The sequence below is a fragment of the Streptomyces sp. NPDC054047 genome (assembly GCF_055585065.1).
Window position 1 is genome coordinate 818,556 of sequence record NZ_JBVJKV010000002.1, and the last position, 19,751, is coordinate 838,306.

Consider the following 19,751-nt stretch of genomic DNA (forward strand, 5'->3'; position numbering starts at 1 on the left):
AGGCGTGCGTGCCGCCCTTTCGGCCGGTGCGGTAACGGCCCCAGTGACGGCCCGACGGTGTGTCTGGCAGGCGCAGGAGTCGACACGTTCCCTGGACACCGCGCCGTCGCGCGACTCTGCTGGGGTACGCCCGTATTGCGCCACCCGAAACCCATCCGAAACCACCCCACCGCGCCGCCCACCTACACTCCGGCCCATGGCGCGGATCCTGCCCTTCCAGCCCAGGCGGCTTCCCACCGGCGACGAGAGCGGGGCCTCACTGCGGTTCCGTACCGTGCACGGCTACCGGCGCGCGTACCGCGTCGCGGGTGAGGGACCGGCGATTCTGCTGATCCACGGCATCGGCGACTCTTCGGCGACGTGGTCCCCGCTGATCCCCCAACTGGCCCGGAGCCACACGGTCATCGCCCCCGACCTGCTCGGCCACGGTGCCTCCGAGAAGCCGCGGGCCGACTACTCGGTGGCCGCGTACGCCAACGGAGTCCGGGACCTGCTCGGCGTGCTCGGCGTCGAACGGGTCACCCTCGTCGGGCACTCGTTCGGCGGCGGTGTCGCGATGCAGTTCGCCTACCAGTTCCCCGAGCGCGTCGACCGGCTCGTCCTGGTGAGCACGGGAGGCGTCGGCCCGCAGGTCACCCCCGTGCTGCGGGGTGTGTCGCTGCCCGGCGCCGCGCTGCTGCTCTCGCTGCTCGGACTGCCCGGCGCCGACGTGCCGGTGCGGGCGGTGGTCGCGCTGCTGCGGCTGCTCGACACGGGTCTGGGGCGGGACGCGCCGGAGCTGGTGGGCCTGGTCGACGCGCTGCCGGACGTGTGGGCGCGGGCCGCGTTCATCCGCACGCTGCGGTCCGTCGTCGACTGGCGCGGCCAGGTGGTCACCATGCTGGACCGCTGCTACCTCGCCCAGGGCATGCCCACGCTCCTCGTCTGGGGCGACCGGGACGGCGTCCTGCCGGTCGACCACGCCTACACCGCGCACGAGGCGATGCCCGGCAGCCGCCTGGAGATCTTCCCGGAGGCCGGGCACTTCCCCTTTCACGCCGATCCCGCGCGCTTCCTCTCGCTCGTCGAGGAGTTCATCGGGTCGACGGAACCGGCCAATTGGAGCATCGACCAGTGGTGGCGCCTGCTGCGGGCGGGTCGGCCGGGCGACGACGCGTACATCGACGAGATGGAGCGGCGGTACCGCGAGGCGAGCGAACGGAGCGCCACCTGAGGGCCCGCCTCAGGTCCCAGGGGCTCCAGGTGGCTGGCGCGCCGGCCGGACCGTCATGTCCGCCGTCAGGAAGCTGACCCCGTCCTGCGGCATCGCCGTCGACTTCACCAGGACCACGAGCAGGGCGATGTCCCCGGCAGGGTTCTTCACGCAGATCTCGCTGCCGGCCGCCACCGCGGCCAGCGGCAGATTGTGGCTGTCGGCGCCCTTCAGGATGGTGCGGCACGCATCGAGGGTGGCCCCAGGCTTGCCGTACAGCGGCGTGATCACGCTCTTGTCGCTCTCCAGCGAGCAGCTCGACGCCCCGCAGGTGAAGCGGAGATCGCCCTTGCGGTCCTTGCGGTCGACCGGCTCCCGGAGGCTCACGGAGTTCTTCTCGTCGAACCACTGCTGGGGGTACGCGATGGCCTGCGGCGGGGTGGTCGCGGTCGAGGAAGAGCCCGCGGAGGGGCGCGAAGCGCCTGCGGCCCCGTCGCCCTTGTCGCCGGTCCCCGATTTCTCACCGGTCGCCGCCCTCTCGCCGTCCCCCGAGGTCGTCCCGCCGGATGCCGCACCGGAGCCCGACGACCGTTCGGAGCCCGACGCACCGGACTTCGAGGACGCGTCCCGGTGGCGGAGGAGGTCCGTCGCGTCCATGACCGTCCACGTCAGGCCCGCCAGCAGCAGGGCGCTCGCCGTCACGGCGCCCGTGATGAGCGCGTTGCGTCTTCGCCGGGTCCGCCGTTCGTCCGCCCCCGTAGGCACGGTCGGCTGCGGCGGCGCGAACAGCAACGGCTGCGTGTGCACCCGGGTGGGGTGGGGGACCGGAGCCGGAACCGCCACCTCGGGCCCCGTGATCTCCCGCCAGACGGCAGGCCCCGCGCCCGCGTCGGCACCCCCGCCGAGCCGCTGGCGGCACCAGTGGACGACCTCCGCCAGGGTGGCCCGCTCCGCCGGGTCGGCGGCCAGACAACGGGCGAACAGCGGACGGAGCTGCGCGGGCAGCAGGGACAGGTCGGGCTCCGAGTGCACGATCCGGTACAGCACGCTGACCGAGGGGCCGTCCCCGTACAGTGGCTCGCCCAGCGCCGCGAACGCCGCCGTCTGACCGAGCGCGAAGACGTCGGTGGCCGCCGTGACCTCGCCCGCTGACGCCTGCTCGGGAGCCATGAACTGGGGCGTGCCGGCTGCGGAACCCGTGGCCGTGTACGCGGAGGTGGCGCTGGACGTCAGTGAGATGCCGAAGTCGATCACGCGCGGCCCGTCGGCGGCGAGGAGCACGTTCGACGGCTTCAGGTCCCGGTGCACGATGCCCGCGCCGTGGATGGCCTGGAGCGCTTCCGCGATCCCCGCCATCAGCCACAGGACCGCCGGCACCGGAAGCGGTCCGCGCCGGGCGACGGCCTCCGTCAGGGAGGGGCCGGGCACGTACAAGGTGGCGAGCCAGGGCGGCACGCCGTCCGCGTCGGCGTCGATCAGCTCGGCCGTGTACGCGCCCCGGACCCGCTGGGCCGCCTTGATCTCCCGGCCGAACCGCCGCCGGAAGGCCGGGTCGTCGGCAAGCTCCGGCCGTACCACCTTGATCGCGACAGGGCGGCCGCCCTGCGTGTGCGACAGGTAGACACGGCCCATGCCTCCCGCGCCGATCCGGGCGGCGAGTCGGTAACCGGCCACCACCGGCGGATCGTCCGTCTGTAGCGGCTGGAACACCTCAGACGCGTCGTTCATCGCCCCTTGCCCCCTGCTTCCCCTGATCCCAGGACCCCCCTGATCAGCAGCAGCCTAAAGGGTGCTGGTGGCGGCACTCGCGGCCGTTACTCCTCCGTCGGCCTCCTGTCCTGCCCTCCGCTACTCCTCCGCGAGGACCCGCTGTGCCACCGCGAACGCCGAATTGGCCGCGGGGACACCGCAGTAGACCGCCGTCTGGAGCAGCACCGCGCCGATCTCCTCGGGCGTGAGTCCATTGCGGCGGGCCGCCCGGACGTGCATGGCCAGCTCGTCGTAGTGCCCGTGCGCGACCAGGGCGGTCATGGTGATCATGCTGCGTTCGCGGCGCGCGAGGGTGGGGTCGGTCCAGACCTCGCCCCAGGCGTAGCGGGAGATGAAGTCCTGGAAGCGGGCCGTGAAGGGCGTGGTGTTCCCCTGCGCGCGGTCCACGTGCGCGTCGCCCAGGACCGCCCGCCGTACGGCCATCCCGCTCGCCGCCGCACCCGTCAAGTGCGTCCGCAACGCGGCGACCACGGCCTCCGGCCGCTCCGCGGGCGCCAGATGCGAGGCGCCCGCCAGCTCCGTGAGGGAGGCGCCCGGCACCGCGTCGGCGATCTCGCGCGCGTGGGCGGGCGGCGTCGCGGGGTCCTCGCGGCCCGCGACGACGAGCGTGGGCGCGGTGATCGTGGCCAGCGCGTCCCTGATGTCGTACGCCGCCAGCGCGTCGCAGCACGCCGCGTACGCGTCGGGGTCGGTGTTCCGGTGGTCGTCCACCAGGCCGGGGACCGTGAACCCGGGCGTGAACCAGCGGTCCGGCGCGCTCTGCGCCAGCGTGGCGAGGCCTTCGCGGCGCACCAGCGCGGCGCGCTCCTCCCAGCGGGCGCTGCCGCCGAAGTGCGCCGACGAGCAGATCACTGCCAGGCTTGCCACCCGCTCCGGGTGGTGCACGGCCAGGTGCAGGCCGACGGCGCCGCCGAGGGAGACCCCCGCGTACGAGAAGCGGTCGATGCCGAGCGAGTCGGCGAGCGCGACGACGAGCGCGGCCAGGTCGGCGACGGTGGCTCCCGGGCCGATCAGGTCGGCGGGCGACTTGCCGTGGCCGGGCAGGTCCCAGCGCACGACCCGGTGGGTGGTGGAGAGTTCGGGCGCGACGGCGTCCCACAGCGCGGTGGACGTGCCGACGGAGGAGCCGAGGAGGAGCGGGGGAGCGGTCGGGGCGCCCTCGGTGGTGTGGTGCGGCAGCTTGCCGGTCATCGTCGCTCCAGGGCTCGGTCCGTGAGGGCTCCTGCGGAGCCGGTGTAACGGGCGGGGTCGGTGAGTTCGGTGAGGTCGACGGCCGAGAGAGCGGGCTCTTCGGCGAGCACCTCCGCGAGGGACCTGCCCTCGTCGCGGGTGCGGCGGGCCGCCGACGTGAGGAGTTCCTTCGCGCGGGCCCGGCCCAGGAGCGGTGCCAGCTCCGCCGTGAGGCGTTCGGAGACGATCAACCCGTGGGTGAGGCCGAGGTGTTCACGCATGACCTCCGGGTGGACCCGGAGATGTTCGGCGAGCTCCGCCGCATGGTGGCTCGCGCCGCCGACCGTGCGCAGGAGGTCGCGCAGGGCCTCCCACTCCGCGTGCCAGGCACCTGCCGGGCGTTCGTCCTCGGCGGCCATCGACGCGTGGAGCGTCGCCGCCAGGGCGGGGGCGCGGCGGGCCGCGGCCGCGACGAGGGTGGAGCGGACCGGGTTCGCCTTGTGCGGCATGGCGGACGAGCCGCCGCCCGACCCCTCCGAGAGCTCGCCGAGCTCGGTACGGCTGAGGGTGAGCACGTCCGTGGCCGCCTTGCCCAGGGCTCCCGCGGTGAAGGCGAGAGCAGCGGCGAGATCGGCGATCGGGGTACGGAGGGTGTGCCAGGGGAGGGCGGGTCCGGCCAGCCGGAGATGACGGGCGTAGGCCGACACGAGACGCTCGCCGAGCCCGCCCGCATCGGCGGACGTCCCCGGTCGCGAGGTGCCCGCGTACGTCTCGAAAGCAGCCAACGTGCCTGCTGCGCCGCCCAGTTGGGCCGGGAGGGTGTCGCGGACGGACCTCACCCTGTCCCGCGCGTCGAGGACCAGTGAGCGCCAGCCCGCCGCCTTGAGGCCGAACGTCGTCGGCACCGCGTGTTGCGTCAGGGTACGGCCCGGCATCACCGTGTTCCGGTGTTCCGACGCGAGGCGGGCCAGTGCCGCCTCCGTGCGGGTCAGGTCCGCCAGGATGAGGTCCAGCGTGCGTCGCGCGACCAGCATCATCGCGGTGTCCATGATGTCCTGGCTCGTCGCGCCCCGGTGGACGTAGGGCGCGGCGTCCGCGGGCACCGCCGCCGTCAGGTCCGCGACCAGCGGGATCACCGGATTGCCGCCGCCCCGCGCGCGCAGCGCCACATCGCGTACGTCGAAGCGGTCGGCGTCGGCCGCGGCGGCGACGTCCGTCGCCGCCTGTGCCGGAGCCATGCCCACCGTCGCCTGGGCCCGCGTCAGCGCCGCCTCCGCGTCCAGCATCGCCCGCAGGAACGCGGTGTCGCCCGTCGTGGCCTCGGCGGGGGTGCCCGCATGCCCCGGGGCGAGCAGGCCGACGTCGGCACCTTCAAGATCCGCTGGAACAAGACTCACAAGACTCACTGGAACTCCAGGAACACCGTTTCGCCCTCGCCCTGAAGGCGGATGTCGAAACGGTACGTGCGGCTCGCCTCGGGGCGGGCGATCAGCGTCGTGCGCCGCGCCGGGTCCAGGGAGCCGAGGAACGCGTCGCCCGGCTCGTCGACCAGGTAGGCGCGCGTGTACAGGTGGTGGAGCAGGCCGCGCGCGAAGACCGCGACCGCGATGTACGAGACGCCGCCGGGCGGGAGCGTACGGACCGTCCAGTGGCCGTCCGCGTCGGTCGGCACGCGGCCGAACCCGGTGAACGCGAGCCCGTCGCGCCCGATGACCTCGCCCGTGACCGGGTCGTGCCGCAGCGATCCCGGGGCGCCCGTGCGGGAGCCGTCGGGCGCGGGCTGCCAGGTCTCGATGAGGGCGTCCGGCACGGGGTTGCCCGCGCCGTCGTACACGTACCCGTGCAGGGTGATCGTTTCCGGGTGGCCGGCCGGTGCGACCTCGCCGCCCCGCGGGAAGGGCAGCGCGTAGCCGTAGAAGGGGCCGACCGTCTGGGAGGGAGTGGGAGCGTACGACATCAGTGGTGGTCGCCTTCCTCGAAGAGCGTGGCGGAGGGGCCGTCGAGGACGATGTCCCAGCGGTAGCCGAGCGACCACTCGGGGGCGGAGAGATCGTGGTCGTAGGCGGAGACCAGGCGCCGGCGCGCCGACTCGTCGGTGACTGAGCGCAGCACCGGGTCGTGGGCGAACAGCGGGTCGCCCGGGAAGTACATCTGCGTCACCAGACGCTGCGTGAACGCCGTGCCGAAGAGCGAGAAGTGGATGTGCGCGGGGCGCCACGCGTTGACGTGGTTGCGCCACGGGTAGGCGCCCGGCTTGATCGTCGTGAAGGAGTACGTTCCCTCGTCGTCGGTCAGGCAGCGGCCGAAGCCCGTGAAGTTCGGGTCGAGCGGCGCCGGGTGCTGGTCGAGCTGGTGGGCGTACCTGCCGGACGCGTTGGCCTGCCACAGCTCGACCAACTGGCCGCGCACGGGCCGCCCTTGGCGGTCGAGGACCCGGCCGGACACGGTGATCCGCTCGCCGAGCGGCTCGCCCAGGTGCTGGCGGGTCAGGTCGCGGTCGAGCGCGGTGATGTCGGTGACGCCGAACGCGGGGCCGCTCAGCTCCACCGCCTCCGGGTCGTGCAGCGGGATCAGCGGCTGCTTGGGGTGGCGGAAGTGGCTGCTGCGGTAGGGGGGGTAGTCGCGCGGCGGGTGGTCGGAGGGCGCCGCGGCGGCCTGCGCCTTGGCGACCTCCGTGTCCATCTCCTGCTGGCTCAGCCCGTCGGGCAGGGGTTCGGTGAGGGTCATGTCTCTCGGCTCCGTGAGGTACGGCGTGGTGCTGACGGTGGTGGTGGGCGGCGGCTCAGCGTTCGAGGACCAGGGCCAGGCCCTGGCCGACACCGATGCAGAGGGTGGCGACGCCCGTGCCCGAGCCGCGCCGGGCGAGCTGGTGGGCGACGCTTCCGGCGAGGCGTGCGCCGGACGCGCCCAGCGGATGGCCGAGCGCGATGGCGCCGCCGAGGGGGTTCAGGACGTCCGGGTCGAGGTCGGGCCATTCGGCCACGCACCCCAACACCTGGGCCGCGAAAGCTTCGTTGAGCTCCAGCGTGCTCAGATCGCCGAAGGACCTGCCCGCCTTCGCGAGGGCGCGGTTGACGGCCTCGACCGGCGCGAGGCCGAAGTAGTGCGGCTCGATCGCGGAGACGGCGGATGCCGATACACGGGCCAGCGGCTCGCGGCCCGTCGCCCGCAGGCCCTCCTCGTCGACCAGGAGGAGTGCGGCGGCGCCGTCGTTGAGCGGCGACGCGTTGCCGGGTGTGACCGTGCCGCCGGAGGTGCGGAAGGACGGCTTGAGCTTGGCCATCGCCTCCTGGGACGCGTCGGCGCGCACGCACTCGTCGCGCTCGAAGAGGGCCGCGTCACCCTTGCGCCGGGGGACGGAGACCGGCGCGACCTCCGCGTCGAACAGGCCGTCCTGCCAGGCCTGTGCCGCCTTGCGGTGCGATGCGAGGGCGTACGCGTCCTGCTGCTCGCGCGTGATCCGGTGCTTGTCCGCGACGAGTTCGGCACTCTCGCCCAGCGGAATCGTCCACTGCGGCTCCATCCGCGGGTTGACCATGCGCCAGCCCAGCGTGGTGGAGTACAGCTCGGTGCCCCCGGCGGGGAAGGGCCGGTCGTTCTTCGGCAGGACGTAGGGGGCGCGGGTCATCGACTCGACCCCGCCGGCCAGGGCGATGGAGACGTCGCCCAGCGCGATGGCCCGCGCGGCCTGGATGACGGCTTCGAGACCGGAGGCGCAGAGCCGGTTGACGGTCACGCCCGGCACCGTCACGGGCAGGCCCGCGAGCAGGGCCGCCATGCGGCCGACGTTGCGGTTCTCCTCGCCCGCGCCGTTCGCGTTGCCGAAGTACACGTCGCCGATCAGGGAAGGGTCCAAGTCCGGTGTACGGGCGAGGAGTTCGCGGATGGCGTGCGCGCCGAGGTCGTCCGGGCGGACGCCCGCGAGCGCGCCGTTGTACTTGCCGACGGGGGTGCGCACGGCGTCGACGATGTAGACGTCACGCAGGCTCATGACGGGAATCCCTCGGAGACGGACACGGGGACGTGGACCTTGGCCGCGGTCTTGGCGGTGATCTCGTCCGGGGTGACACCGGGGGCCAACTCGACCAGTTCCAGGCCGGATTCGGTGACGTCCAGGACGCCGAGATCGGTGATGATCCGGTTCACGCAGGTCCGGCCGGTCAGCGGCAGCGCGCACTCCTCAAGGATCTTGGGCGAACCGTCCTTGGCGGTGTGCGTCATCGCCACGATCACCGTGCGCGCCCCGTGCACCAGGTCCATCGCCCCGCCGATCCCCGTGATCATCTTGCCGGGGATCGCCCAGTTGGCCAGGTCTCCGCGCGCGGAGACCTGCATCGCGCCGAGCACTGCGACGTCGATGTGACCGCCGCGGATCATCCCGAAGGACAGCGCGGAGTCGAAGTAGGAGGCGCCGGGCCGCACGGTGACCGTCTCCTTGCCCGCGTTGATCAGATCCGGGTCCACCTCGGCGTCCGTGGGGTAGCGGCCCACGCCGAGGATGCCGTTCTCGGACTCCAGGACCACCTCGACGCCCTCGGGGAGGTAGTTCGGGATCAGGGTGGGCAGTCCGATGCCCAGGTTCACGTACTGTCCGTCGCGCAGCTCGCGTGCGGCGCGTGCGGCCATCTGCTCACGGGTCCAGGCCATCAGCCGCTCACCGTCCCTCGTGCTTCGGGCACGGAGACCGTGCGCCGTTCGATGCCCTTGTCCACCGCCTGCTCCGGGGTCAGCTCGACGACCCGCTGGACGTAGATCCCCGGCAGGTGCACCGCGTCCGGGTCGATCTCGCCCGGCTCCACCAGCTCCTCCACCTCGGCGATCGTGACCCGTCCGGCCATCGCGGCCAGCGGGTTGAAGTTGCGGGTGGACTTGTTGAACACGAGGTTCCCGTGCCGGTCGCCCTTGGCGGCCCGCACCAGCGCGAAGTCCGTACGGATGCCGCGCTCCAGGACGTACTCCTGCCCGTCGAACTCCCGCACCTCCTTGGCCGGTGAGGCGAGGGCCACCCCGCCCGAGCCGTCGTAGCGCCACGGCAGCCCGCCGTCGGCGACCTGTGTGCCCACCCCGGCCGGCGTGAAGAACGCGGGGATGCCGCACCCTCCGGCGCGCAGCCGCTCGGCGAGCGTGCCCTGCGGGATCATCTCCACCTCCAGCTCACCGCCCAGGTACTGGCGCGCGAACTCCTTGTTCGCGCCGATGTACGAACCGGTCACCCGGGCGATGCGGCCCGCCGAGAGCAGCACCGCGAGCCCCGACTCCATCGCCCCGCAGTTGTTGGACACCACCCGCAGGCCCGACACTCCGGCCTCGTACAGCGCCCCGATCAGCACGCCGGGCACACCGCTCAGCCCGAACCCGCCCACCGCCAGGGACGCACCGTCGCCCACATCGGCCACCGCGTCGGCGGCCGAGGCCACCACCTTGTCCATCCGTCGAGCCCCATCTCTTCCAAGTCTTCGATGCCCCACGCATTAATCAGGGCACTGACTATTTCTACGAGGTTGAACTTACGCTGCCACTCGTTCCCTGGGCCGTCAAGAGCGAGTAGTGTTCAGTGCACCTACAGAAATCTCCGGCACAGTCACAGGCACAGCTACCGGCACAGTCAGTGGAGGAACCCATGGCCGCGGTGGACCTGACCACCCACCCCGGGCACCTGGCCCGGCGTCTGCAGCAGGCGCACTATCTGCTGTGGAACACGATGGTCTCCGAGGAGATCACCTCGCCGCAGTTCGCCGTCCTGAACGCGCTGGTGGCCGAGCCCGGCCTCGACCAGCGCACCGTCGGCGAGCGGGTCGGCCTGGACCGGTCGACCATCGCGGAGGTCATCAGCCGCCTGATCCGCCGCGAGCTGCTCGACAAGGTGCGCGACCCGCAGGACGGCCGCCGCTATCTGCTGCACCTCACCGACGAGGGCAAGCGCACGCACCGCAAGCTGACCGTGCGGACGGCCCGGATGAACCAGGTCTTCCTCGGCCCGCTCTCCGCGGACGAGCAGACCGTCTTCTTCGACCTGATCCAGCGGGTCTCGGAGGCGGCGGAGGGCCTGCGCCATCCCGCCGAGCCCTTCGCGGCGGGCAGGACCTGAGTCACCCCTTCGCGTACACCACCCACACCTGGCCCGGGGCGAACGGCAGTCGATCGCCGTCGGCCGTCGTGAACTCCGTGCCGTCGTCGGCGGACGACCGCTCCCAGCGCACGTCGTAGGCGCGGCCGTCCCGCAGGACGCGCGCCTTCCCCGAGCCGATGGTCTCGGTGAACGGCGTGTTGTTGCCGGAGCGGTCGTGGAAGCGGGACTCGCGCACCTTCACGTACTGCACGACGACCGTCGAAGCGGCCAGCTGCTTTCCGTTGACGGTGCGCGCCTGCGCACCGTCCATGGAGACCAGCCAGCGCGCCCGCTCGGCCGACCAGGTGAAGGTGAACCGCGCCGCCGGGAAGCGGACCGTGCGCTCCCGTTCCGGGGTGCCGCCCTTCTTGGGGCGCGGGCCGAAGAGGAAGCCCGTGCTCTCCAGGCCTCCCTCGCCCAGGTCGGCGTTGAGTTTCTCCGGGCGTACGAAGAGGTTGTGCGGGGCCGGCTTGGCGCCGCTGCGGAAGTAGGCGTCCTCCGGTGCCTTGCCGGGCGACAGGGGGCGCAGGGGAGCCGCCGAGATCAGCGGCAGGAGCTTCGACTGGGCCCCGGAGAACGCGAGGGCCGGATCGTCGAACTGCCGGAGCAGCTCCAGATCCGTCTCCCGCGCGCTGCGCACCGGGCCGATGATCGGTGGCAGCCGGCCGGCGTACACCGCCATCAGCCGGCTCAGGCCCGCCTCGACCTGCTCCGCGTACACGACGTCGGCCGTCTCCAGGCCCGTCTGCGGGCGGGCCGGGCCCACGTTGTCGATCTTCACGGCGAGCACGCGTCCGCCCTCGTCGGACGGCCCCTTCCCGTCGCCGCCGCCGGTGTCGTTCGGGGTGCAGCCGGGCGCGAGGCCCAAGGCGGCGACGGCCGCCACCGCCGCCGCCGTCATGCGTCGTGTCCGCGTTCCCGATCCCGTTCCCATACGGAGTTCCTACCCCGTCCGCCCCTGCTCTCCCGTCCCCGGGCCCCTCAGCCCAGATCGAGGGCGTTGCGCAGGCCGAGCCGGTAGCGGGTGCGGTCGTGGCGCTTGAGGAGCTCGATCGCCGGGACGCGGTACAGAGAGGCCACCGTGCAGGGTGCGGCGTCCGAGCCGACGCTCTTCAGGATGGCGTTCACCGCCTGGCGCGCCGACGTGTTGGCGCCCTCCATCGTCGCGAGGTCGATCGGCACGGACACGTAGTCGCCCGCCAGATAGAGGTTGGGGATCTTCGTGACGGCCGACGGGCGGTTGTAGAGGGTGCCGACCGGGTGGATGAGGAGCTCGTCCTCATTGGTCGGGTTCGGCGTCCCGATGCCGTCGACGCCCGGGTCCAGGAACCACGAGTGCAGCTTGCCGTCGCTCAGGACGACCTTGCCGGTGTCGTTGAGCGCGGCCTTGAGCTGCGCCCACACCTCCTTGGCGACCTCGTCGCGCGTGCACTGCTTGGCCGTCTTGCCGTAGAGGATTCCCGGCTTGTCCCACTCGGAGATGTCCACGGAGAGGCACTCGACCGCGACGCCGTCGCCGTAGTCCGCGGGGAAGTCGCGATCCGGCCAGTGGGACGCCTGCGCGATGCCGGTGAGCGACCAGGGCGAGTCGATGAGGTTGAAGTGGCCCTTCACCACGGGCGGACGCTCCGTCAGATAGAACTGGATGCCCGTCATCCAGTCCGTCTCCAGCTTGTCGCAGCGCGCCAACTGCGGGTCGGCCGCCTTCATTTCCGCGCTCCACGTCCTGCGCGCGTGCTCCACCGGCATCGCCTGGACGTAGTGGTCGGCGGTGACGTCGCGGCGTACGCCGTCGGGGTCATCGACGACGGCCTTCGTGATGCGCCCGCCTGCGAAGCCCAGCTGCCGCACGGTCCAGCCGATGCGGAACTCCACGCCGAGGGACTTCAGATGGGTCACCCACGGGTCGATCCACGCCTCGTTCGTCGGCGCGTTGAGCAGCCGGTCGGGCGGGCCGTCCGCGCCCTGGCCGAGCGCGTTGAAGACGAAGGCCTCGCCCAGTGTGCCGACGGTGCGGGTGCTCGCCTCCTCGGCCTTGGTGGCGACGATGTTGCGGGTGACGCCGATCGCGAGGATGCGCTGGTAGTCCTTCGACATCTTCGCGGCGCGCACGAACTCCCACCAGGGCATGGCCTCCCAGGTGTCGTCGCGGCGCTCGTCGCAGCTGGTGAGGAAGACGAGGGCGCGGTTCACGAAGTACGCGGCCTCGTGCGCGGGCAGGTTGAACGCGGTGTCCAGGAGCGCGGTGAGCGCGCGGGCGATGTCGTCCAGGGTGAGCTTCTCCGGCTCGCTGCCCGGCCACGGGATCGGCATCCGGATGTCCTCGCGCCCGGTGCGCGCGAACGCCATCTCGCGCGGCGCCGCGAGGTTGTCCCAGACGCCGTTCGCGTTCCCGGGGAAGGGGATGCGGCGCATCGTGTCCGGGAGGTTGTGGTAGATCCCCGGGATGAAGCGGAACCCGTGCTCGCCGGGCAGCGGCCTGCGGTTGCCCTTCGCGCTGTTCGGTACGTCCATGCTGCGGGCCTTGCCGCCAAGGGCCCTGCGCTCGTAGACCGTGACGGAGAAGCCGCGCTCGGCGAGCTCGTGGGCGGCGGTCAGTCCCGCGACGCCGCCGCCCAGCACGGCCACATTCCGCTGCGCCGCATCCGCTGTCGCGGCGCGCTCATCGGCCGCCGCCGGCAGCGCTCCCGCCCCCAGTGCCACCGCGCCGCCCGCCGCGGCCGCCCCCGCGACGAACGTCCGTCTCGTGCTGCCCGCAGCTCCCGAGTACCCCATGACCCGGCCCCCTTACCGTAAGTAACTCCCGTGTCAGGCGCAGGAGCTTACGGTCGCCGCCGATGACGGGGAAGCGGCGCGAGGGCGCGGGCGCGAACATTGGCGTGAATGCGTACCCGGTGGTTTTCGGCAGTTCCCGGAGGTTCTCCCGGCCGGGGGCCTTCGGCCGGTGTGACGCGCGTATGGCAGGAGTACGAAGGCTGCGTTTCCGGAGAGCCGGGGCGGGCGAGATGACTTGACCCTCTCTTGGTGCCGTGGCTAGTTTCGACGCCATGCGAATATCCCGGCGGTTCAAGCAGCGGCGCGCTGTTGATCTGATGCGCGTCGCCGCCGCCCTGTGTAGCTGACGCTCGGAACGCTTTCTCGCAGGAAGCCGCGCGCCATTCCAGGCTTCCCCTTCCGTGTACGTCCGCCACTCCCGGGAAAGAGCCCATGCCCACACACAAACGGGCGGCGCTAGGCGCTGCCCTCGTCGCCCCGCTGCTCCTGGCAGGATGCGCCGACAACGCCTCGTCGACCACGACCGTCGACGCCAAGCAGGTCTCCGCCAAGATCCCGGCGAAAGTGGATCCGGGCACCACCATCACCGTCGGGGCGCCGGAAGCCCAGGTCGCCCTGAAACTCTCCGGACAGCTCGACAAGATTCCCTTCAAGGTGAAATGGGCCAACATCAGCGGCGGCCCCCAGTGCTCCGAGGCATTCCGGGCGAATTCCCTCGACGTGTGCTCCGCGGCCGAAATTCCGTCCATTCACGCGCATTGGACGGGGCTCGACACGAAATTGGTGGCGGCCAAATACCGCAAGGACCCGCTGAAGCACCCCGTGTACGAACTCGGCATCGCTCCCGGAGCCGACATCGACACGCTGAAGGACCTGCGCGGCAAGAAGATCGCCTACAGCCCGGGGCAGGCGCAGGGCGCCCTCGTCCTGCGCATCCTCGCCAAGGCCGGGCTCGCCAAGGACGACGTACAGCTCGTCGAACTGCCCAGCACCGGCGACGTGTACCCGTCCGCGCTCGGCAACGGCCAGGTCGACGCCGCGCCGCTGGGCGGGGTCAACATCAAGCGCTATCCCGCGAAGTACGGCAAGGACGGCGCGAAGACGATCCAGCACGGGCTGCGGGACGACCCGGGCCACCTGTGGGTGCCCACCGAGTCGGTGGAGGACCCCCAGAAGGCCGCGGCCATCCGGGAGTTCGTGAAGTACTGGGCGCGCGCCTCCGCATGGGCCGACCAGCACCCCAAGGAATGGATCGACGGCTACTACGTCAAGGACCAGGGCCTGACCCGCGCCGACGGCGAGTACCTGGTCAAGGGGATCGGCCACCCCGACATCCCGGCCGACTGGACCGCCGCCATCGCCCGGCAGCAGAAGACCGTCGACCTGCTGGCGAAGGAGACCGGGAAGGAGACCTTCGACGCGGAGGTCCTCTTCGACCGGCGCTACGAGTCGGTCGCCGCGGACGCGGTCAAGTCCGGGGCGACCGACAGCAAGTCCGGTGCGGACGCGGGCAAGTCCGGTGCGGGGGAGGGCTCATGAGCGCCGAGGCCCCCACCCTGACCAAGGCTTCCGCCACCCGCCCCGCGCCCGTGGTCCGGGCGGCGGGGAAACGTCCGCGCCGCAGGCTCGGACCCGGCAGGCCCGTCCCCTACGGATGGGCGATCGGCCCCCTGCTCCTGCTCGCCCTCTGGTCGGCGGGGTCGGCCGCCGGGTTCATCGACGCCCGCAACCTCTCCGCGCCCTGGACCGTGGTGAGCACCGCAGGCGACCTGATCGCCGAGGGGCGGCTCCAGTCGAACCTCGCCACCTCCGCCGAACGCGCCCTGCTGGGGCTGCTGTTCGGCACCGCGGCCGGACTCGCCCTGGCGATCGCCGCCGGGCTCAGCAGGATCGGCGAGGGCATCATCGACGGACCCGTGCAGATCAAGCGGGCCATCCCCTCGCTCGCGCTGATCCCGCTGCTCATCCTCTGGTTCGGCATCGGCGAGTCGATGAAGGTCATCACCATCGCGCTCGGCGTGTTCGTGCCGGTCTACATCCACACCCACAACGGGCTGCGCACGATCGACGGCCGCTACGCCGAACTCGCCGAGACCGTAAGGCTTTCGCGGACCGGGTTCGTGCGGCACGTCGTCCTGCCGGGGGCGCTGCCGGGCTTCCTGCTCGGCATGCGGTTCGCGGTCACCGCGGCGTGGCTCTCGCTCGTCGTGGTCGAGCAGGTCAACGCGACCAGTGGCATCGGCTACATGATGGAGCTCGCCCGCACCTACGGGCAGACCGACATCATCATCGTCGGCCTCGTCGTGTACGGCCTCCTCGGTCTCATCTCGGACGCACTCGTCCGGCTCGTGGAGAGGAAGGCGCTGTCATGGCGACGCACACTGGCGGGCTGACGGACGACGGTCCGGCCGTGCGCATCGAGCGGCTGGTCCGGTCCTTCGGGGACCGCACGATTCTCGACGGACTCGAACTGTCCATCGCGCCGGGCGAGTTCGTGGCGCTGCTCGGCCGCAGCGGCTCAGGGAAGTCCACGCTCCTGCGGGCCCTGGCGGGCCTCGACCACGAGGTCGAGGGCAGCGGGGAGCTGTCGGCACCCGGCGATGTCTCGGTGGTCTTCCAGGACGCCCGGCTGCTGCCCTGGAAGCGGGTCCTGGACAACGTCGTACTGGGTCTGACGGGCCCCGGAGCACGGGAGCGCGGCAGCGCGGCGCTCGCCGAAGTGGGTCTGGCGGGCCGGGAAGACGCCTGGCCGGCGGACCTGTCCGGCGGCGAACAGCAACGGGTCTCGCTCGCCCGCTCCCTGGTCCGCGAACCGCAACTCCTGCTCGCGGACGAGCCGTTCGGCGCCCTTGACGCGCTCACCCGCATCCGGATGCACGCGTTGCTGCGCCGCCTGTGCGAGGCGCACCGCCCCGCCGTGCTCCTGGTCACCCATGACGTCGACGAGGCGATCGCCCTCGCCGACCGGGTGGTCGTCCTGGACGCGGGGCGCATCGCGGCCGACGTACGGGTGGAGCTTCCCGCGCCGCGCGGCCAGGGGAGTCCTCAGTACGCGGAGCTGCGGGGGAGGCTGCTGCGGCAGCTGGGGGTCGACCTGTCCGGCGACGATCCCGTGCCCGCCGGCGGCGCCGAGCGCGCCCCGCATGCCGTACCTGCCCCGTCCGCCTCGCACGCCCCGAAGGACGAGGTGGCCGTCGCATGAGCCGCCGCGAACTGCACCTCAACCTCTTCGTCTACCCCGGCGGGCACCACGAGGCCGCCTGGCGCCACCACGGCTCCGACCCCGCGCGCATCCTGGACATCGACTTCTACCAGGACCTCGCACGGCGCGCGGAGGCCGCCACCTTCGACGGGATCTTCCTCGCCGACGGCCCGGCCCTCGCCGACAACGTCCGCTACGCGAGCCGCTTCCGCCTGGAGCCCTTCACCTGGCTCTCCGCGATCGCCGCCGTCACGCGGCGCATCGGCCTCATCGCGACCGCGTCCACCACCTACAGCGAGCCGTACAACCTGGCCCGTCTCTTCGCCTCGCTCGACCATCTCAGCCGCGGGCGCGCGGGCTGGAACATCGTCACCACCGGAGCGCCGCAGGCCGCCCGGAACTTCGGCCTCGACGCGCACCCGGTGCACGCCGAACGGTACGACCGCGCACAGGAGTTCCTCGACGTCGTCACCAAGCTCTGGGACAGCTGGGAGGACGATGCGCTCGTCGCCGACCAGAAGACCGGGCTCTTCGCCGACACCGACCGCATCCACACCATCGACCACGAAGGGCCGCACCTGAAGGTGCGCGGCCCGCTCAACACCCCGCGCACACCGCAGGGCCGCCCCGTCTACGTGCAGGCGGGCTCGTCGGAGGACGGTCGCGCCTTTGCCGCGCGGTACGCGGAGGCCGTGTTCACCGCGCACCAGACGCTCGGCAACGGCCAGGACTTCTACGCCGATCTGAAGAAGCGGGCGGCGGGGGCCGGCCGCGACCCCGACAAGGTGCTTGTCCTGCCCGGCATCAGCCCCTTCATCGGCTCCACGGAGGCCGAGGCGCACGCCCTGCACGACGAGTACAACGAACTCACCCAGCCCGAGTACTCCTTGCAGCTCCTGCACCGCATGCTCGGCCTGCGGCTGACCGCCGGGCAACTGGACGGACCCGTACCCCGCGAGCTCATCGAGACCGGTGGTGAGCGCGGCAACGGCAGCCGCTTCCAGGTGATCCTCGACATCATCGACCGCGAACAGCCCACCGTGCGCGGCCTGTTGCACCGCCTCGCCGGGGCGCGCGGCCACCGTGTCGTCGCGGGCACGCCCGAGCAGGTGGCGGACCAGATCCAGGAGTGGTTCGAGCAGGGCGCCGCCGACGGCTTCAACGTCATGCCGCCCGGCCTGCCCGGCGGCTTCGACCTCTTCGCCGACCAGGTCGTGCCGATCCTGCGCGCCCGCGGCCTGTTCCGCACCGAGTACACGGGCACGACCCTGCGCGACCACTACGGCCTGGCCCGCCCGGAGAGCCAGTACGCCGCGTGAGCCTCTAGCGCGGCGTACTAGCGCAGCACATCGGCCAGGTCGTACCGGACCGGCTCCTCCAGCTGGGCGAACGTACAGCTGTCAGGAGTACGGTCCGGTCGCCAGGTGCGGAACCGTGCCGTGTGCCGGAAGCGCTGCCCGTTCTCCATGTGGTCGTATGCCACCTCGCAGACGCGCTCGGGGCTCAGCGCCACCCAGGACAGGTCCTTCTTGCCCGACCAGCGGCTGGGCGCGCCCGGCATCCGGGACGCCTCGTGCGCGGACTCGTCCGTCCAGGCCGCCCAGGGGTGGCCCGCGGCCGTCTCCATCCGCAGCGGTTCCAACTCGTCGATCAGCTCCGCGCGCCGCTGCATGGAGAACGCGGCGCAGACGCCGACGTGCTGGAGGGTGCCCTCGTCGTCGTACAGGCCCAGGAGGAGCGAGCCGACGACGGGGCCGCTCTTGTGGAGGCGGTAGCCCGCGACCACGCAGTCCGCCGTGCGCTCGTGCTTGATCTTGAACATGAGGCGTTCGTTCTGCCGGTAGCGCAGATCGAGCGGCTTGGCGATGACGCCGTCCAGGCCCGCGCCCTCGTACTGCTCGAACCACTTCCGGGCGAGCTCGGGGTCCAGGGTGGCGGGCGCGAGGTGGACGGGGGCCGTCACGCCCTCCAGGGCCTCGGTCAGCAAGGCGCGCCGCTCGCTGAGAGGAGTGTCGAGATGGCCCGCATCGCCCAGGGCGAGGAGGTCGAAGGCCACGAACGAGGCCGGGGTCCGCTCGGCGAGCGTCCGCACGCGGGACGCGGCGGGGTGGATGCGCTCGGTGAGCGCGTCGAAGTCGAGCCGCCCGTCCCGGGCGATCACGATCTCACCGTCGAGGACGCAGCGGTCGGGAAGGCGCTCGAGCAGGGCCTCGGCCAGCTCGGGGAAGTACCGGGGCAGCGGCTTGCCCGTACGGCTGCCGATCTCCAGGTCCGCGCCGTCCCGGAAGACGATCGCGCGAAAGCCGTCCCACTTGGCCTCGTACTGCATGCCCGGCGGGATCTTCGCCACGGGTTTGGCGAGCATGGGCTTGACGGGGGGCATGACCGGCAGATCCATGCCTCGATTCTGTCCCCATAAGTCACCCTCCGCCCGGTATGCGACTCTCGTCCGTTGCGCCTAGCGTGGCCGCATGGGTGGAAAAGCGGTGGAGCTCGACGCGGGCGGGCGCTCTGTGCGGCTCTCCAGTCCGGACAAGGTCGTCTTTCCGGAGCGGGGCTTCACCAAGCTGGACGTGGCGCAGTACTTCCTCGCGGTCGGCGACGGGATCGTGCGCGCCCTGCGGGACCGGCCCACGACGCTCCAGCGCTTCCCGGACGGGGTCGCGGGCGAGTTCTTCTACCAGAAACGCATCCCCAAGAACCATCCCGACTGGATCCCCACGGCCACCATCGCCTTCCCCAGCGGCCGCACCGCCGACGAGATGTGCCCCACGGAGATCGCGGCCGTCATCTGGGCCGCCCAGTTCAACACGCTGACCTTCCACCCCTGGCCGGTCCGGCGCGCGGACACCGACCACCCCGACGAACTCCGCATCGACCTGGACCCGCAGCCCGGCACGGACTACGCCGACGCGGTGCGCGCCGCGCACGAGCTGCGTGCGGTTCTCGACGCGTACGGCCTCCAGGGCTGGCCCAAGACCTCCGGCGGGCGGGGCCTGCACGTCTTCGTGCCCATCGAACCGAGGTGGGACTTCACCGGTGTACGTCGGGCCGCGATCGCCTGCGGGCGCGAGCTGGAGCGCCGGATGCCGGACGCCGTCACGACCGCGTGGTGGAAGGAGGAGCGGGGCGAGCGGATCTTCGTCGACTACAACCAGACCGCCCGCGACCGCACCATCGCCTCCGCCTACTCGGTGCGCCCCCGCCCGAACGCCCCCGTGTCGGCGCCGCTGACCTGGGACGAGGTCTCCGACGCGGTGCCCGAGGACTTCGACATCGGCACGATGCCGGAGCGGTTCGCCCGGCTCGGCGACGTGCACGCGGACATGGAGAAGCACGCCTTCTCCCTGGAGCCCCTCCTCGAACTCGCCGAACGGGACGAGCGGGAGCACGGCCTCGGCAATCTGCCCTATCCGCCCGAGTACCCGAAGATGCCGGGCGAGCCGAAGCGCGTGCAGCCGAGCCGGGCCCGGCACGAGGAGTGACGAAGGCCCCCGCGCCCCGGGTCGGGGTGCGGGGGCCGGAGCCGGACC

At 72.1% G+C, this 19,751-nt stretch carries 18 protein-coding genes; 7 read left to right on the forward strand and 11 right to left on the reverse strand.

What is annotated here, in order from left to right; all coding sequences use genetic code 11:
* Positions 1-196: 196 nt before the first annotated feature.
* Complete coding sequence (locus ACZ6ZP_RS10180; protein ID WP_351161003.1) at positions 197-1,213, forward strand: alpha/beta fold hydrolase; 1,017 nt, start codon at positions 197-199, stop codon at positions 1,211-1,213.
* Positions 1,214-1,222: 9 nt separating this feature from the next.
* Here ACZ6ZP_RS10180 and ACZ6ZP_RS10185 read toward each other — a convergent pair whose 3' ends face one another.
* From ACZ6ZP_RS10185 to ACZ6ZP_RS10220, 8 genes are all read right to left on the reverse strand, one after another.
* Positions 1,223-2,920, reverse strand: a complete 1,698-nt coding sequence (locus ACZ6ZP_RS10185) for a serine/threonine-protein kinase (RefSeq protein WP_351161005.1) — start codon at positions 2,918-2,920, stop codon at positions 1,223-1,225.
* 120 nt (positions 2,921-3,040) lie between these two features.
* Positions 3,041-4,153, reverse strand: a complete 1,113-nt coding sequence (gene pcaDC / locus ACZ6ZP_RS10190) for a bifunctional 3-oxoadipate enol-lactonase/4-carboxymuconolactone decarboxylase PcaDC (RefSeq protein WP_469406319.1) — start codon at positions 4,151-4,153, stop codon at positions 3,041-3,043.
* A complete protein-coding gene (gene pcaB / locus ACZ6ZP_RS10195; protein WP_469406322.1) occupies positions 4,150-5,529 on the reverse strand; it encodes a 3-carboxy-cis,cis-muconate cycloisomerase in 1,380 nt (459 codons plus the stop codon). The genes pcaDC and pcaB overlap by 4 nt, the downstream gene beginning before the upstream one ends.
* A gap of 5 nt (positions 5,530-5,534) precedes the next feature.
* Positions 5,535-6,089 carry a protocatechuate 3,4-dioxygenase subunit alpha gene (gene pcaG, locus ACZ6ZP_RS10200; protein WP_469406324.1) on the reverse strand — a complete coding sequence of 185 codons (555 nt, stop codon included), beginning with the start codon at positions 6,087-6,089 and terminating at the stop codon, positions 5,535-5,537.
* Positions 6,089-6,814: a protocatechuate 3,4-dioxygenase subunit beta gene (gene pcaH, locus ACZ6ZP_RS10205; protein ID WP_351161678.1), complete on the reverse strand. Its 726-nt coding sequence runs from the start codon at positions 6,812-6,814 to the stop codon at positions 6,089-6,091. The genes pcaG and pcaH overlap by 1 nt, the downstream gene beginning before the upstream one ends.
* Before the next feature lie 100 nt (positions 6,815-6,914).
* On the reverse strand, positions 6,915-8,117 hold the full coding sequence (locus ACZ6ZP_RS10210; RefSeq protein WP_469406564.1) for a thiolase family protein: 1,203 nt from the start codon (positions 8,115-8,117) through the stop codon (positions 6,915-6,917).
* Between the two features lie 2 nt (positions 8,118-8,119).
* On the reverse strand, positions 8,120-8,779 hold the full coding sequence (locus tag ACZ6ZP_RS10215) for a CoA transferase subunit B (protein WP_469406325.1): 660 nt from the start codon (positions 8,777-8,779) through the stop codon (positions 8,120-8,122).
* Entirely contained in the window at positions 8,779-9,561 is a 783-nt protein-coding gene (locus ACZ6ZP_RS10220) for a CoA transferase subunit A (RefSeq protein ID WP_351161026.1), read from the reverse strand. Before ACZ6ZP_RS10220 ends, ACZ6ZP_RS10215 begins: the two co-directional genes overlap by 1 nt.
* Before the next feature lie 191 nt (positions 9,562-9,752).
* Here ACZ6ZP_RS10220 and ACZ6ZP_RS10225 point away from each other — a divergent pair, with 191 nt between their 5' ends.
* Positions 9,753-10,220 (forward strand): MarR family winged helix-turn-helix transcriptional regulator, encoded by a 468-nt coding sequence (locus ACZ6ZP_RS10225; protein WP_351161028.1) that lies wholly within the window; start codon positions 9,753-9,755, stop codon positions 10,218-10,220.
* A gap of 1 nt (position 10,221) precedes the next feature.
* On the opposite strand, the gene ACZ6ZP_RS10230 is transcribed toward ACZ6ZP_RS10225, so the two are convergent.
* Positions 10,222-11,175, reverse strand: a complete 954-nt coding sequence (locus ACZ6ZP_RS10230; RefSeq protein ID WP_383823195.1) for a DUF3048 domain-containing protein — start codon at positions 11,173-11,175, stop codon at positions 10,222-10,224.
* A 47-nt stretch (positions 11,176-11,222) separates the two neighbouring features.
* Positions 11,223-13,016 (reverse strand): hydroxysqualene dehydroxylase, encoded by a 1,794-nt coding sequence (locus tag ACZ6ZP_RS10235; protein WP_469406329.1) that lies wholly within the window; start codon positions 13,014-13,016, stop codon positions 11,223-11,225.
* Between the two features lie 432 nt (positions 13,017-13,448).
* Here ACZ6ZP_RS10235 and ACZ6ZP_RS10240 point away from each other — a divergent pair, with 432 nt between their 5' ends.
* Genes ACZ6ZP_RS10240 through ACZ6ZP_RS10255 form a run of 4 tightly spaced genes read left to right on the forward strand, consistent with a single transcriptional unit; the run spans position 13,449 to position 17,537 of the window.
* A complete protein-coding gene (locus tag ACZ6ZP_RS10240) occupies positions 13,449-14,555 on the forward strand; it encodes an ABC transporter substrate-binding protein (protein ID WP_469406331.1) in 1,107 nt (368 codons plus the stop codon).
* Positions 14,552-15,409: an ABC transporter permease gene (locus ACZ6ZP_RS10245; protein ID WP_399973839.1), complete on the forward strand. Its 858-nt coding sequence runs from the start codon at positions 14,552-14,554 to the stop codon at positions 15,407-15,409. The genes ACZ6ZP_RS10240 and ACZ6ZP_RS10245 overlap by 4 nt, the downstream gene beginning before the upstream one ends.
* Entirely contained in the window at positions 15,385-16,218 is an 834-nt protein-coding gene (locus ACZ6ZP_RS10250; protein WP_469406334.1) for an ABC transporter ATP-binding protein, read from the forward strand. The genes ACZ6ZP_RS10245 and ACZ6ZP_RS10250 overlap by 25 nt, the downstream gene beginning before the upstream one ends.
* Positions 16,215-17,537, forward strand: a complete 1,323-nt coding sequence (locus ACZ6ZP_RS10255; RefSeq protein ID WP_361461507.1) for an LLM class flavin-dependent oxidoreductase — start codon at positions 16,215-16,217, stop codon at positions 17,535-17,537. The genes ACZ6ZP_RS10250 and ACZ6ZP_RS10255 overlap by 4 nt, the downstream gene beginning before the upstream one ends.
* Positions 17,538-17,554: 17 nt before the next feature.
* Here ACZ6ZP_RS10255 and ACZ6ZP_RS10260 read toward each other — a convergent pair whose 3' ends face one another.
* Complete coding sequence (locus ACZ6ZP_RS10260; RefSeq protein ID WP_383823203.1) at positions 17,555-18,616, reverse strand: ATP-dependent DNA ligase; 1,062 nt, start codon at positions 18,614-18,616, stop codon at positions 17,555-17,557.
* 73 nt (positions 18,617-18,689) lie between these two features.
* On the opposite strand from ACZ6ZP_RS10260, the gene ligD reads away from it, so the two are divergent.
* Positions 18,690-19,703 carry a non-homologous end-joining DNA ligase gene (ligD, locus tag ACZ6ZP_RS10265; RefSeq protein ID WP_351161046.1) on the forward strand — a complete coding sequence of 338 codons (1,014 nt, stop codon included), beginning with the start codon at positions 18,690-18,692 and terminating at the stop codon, positions 19,701-19,703.
* Positions 19,704-19,751: the final 48 nt, after the last annotated feature.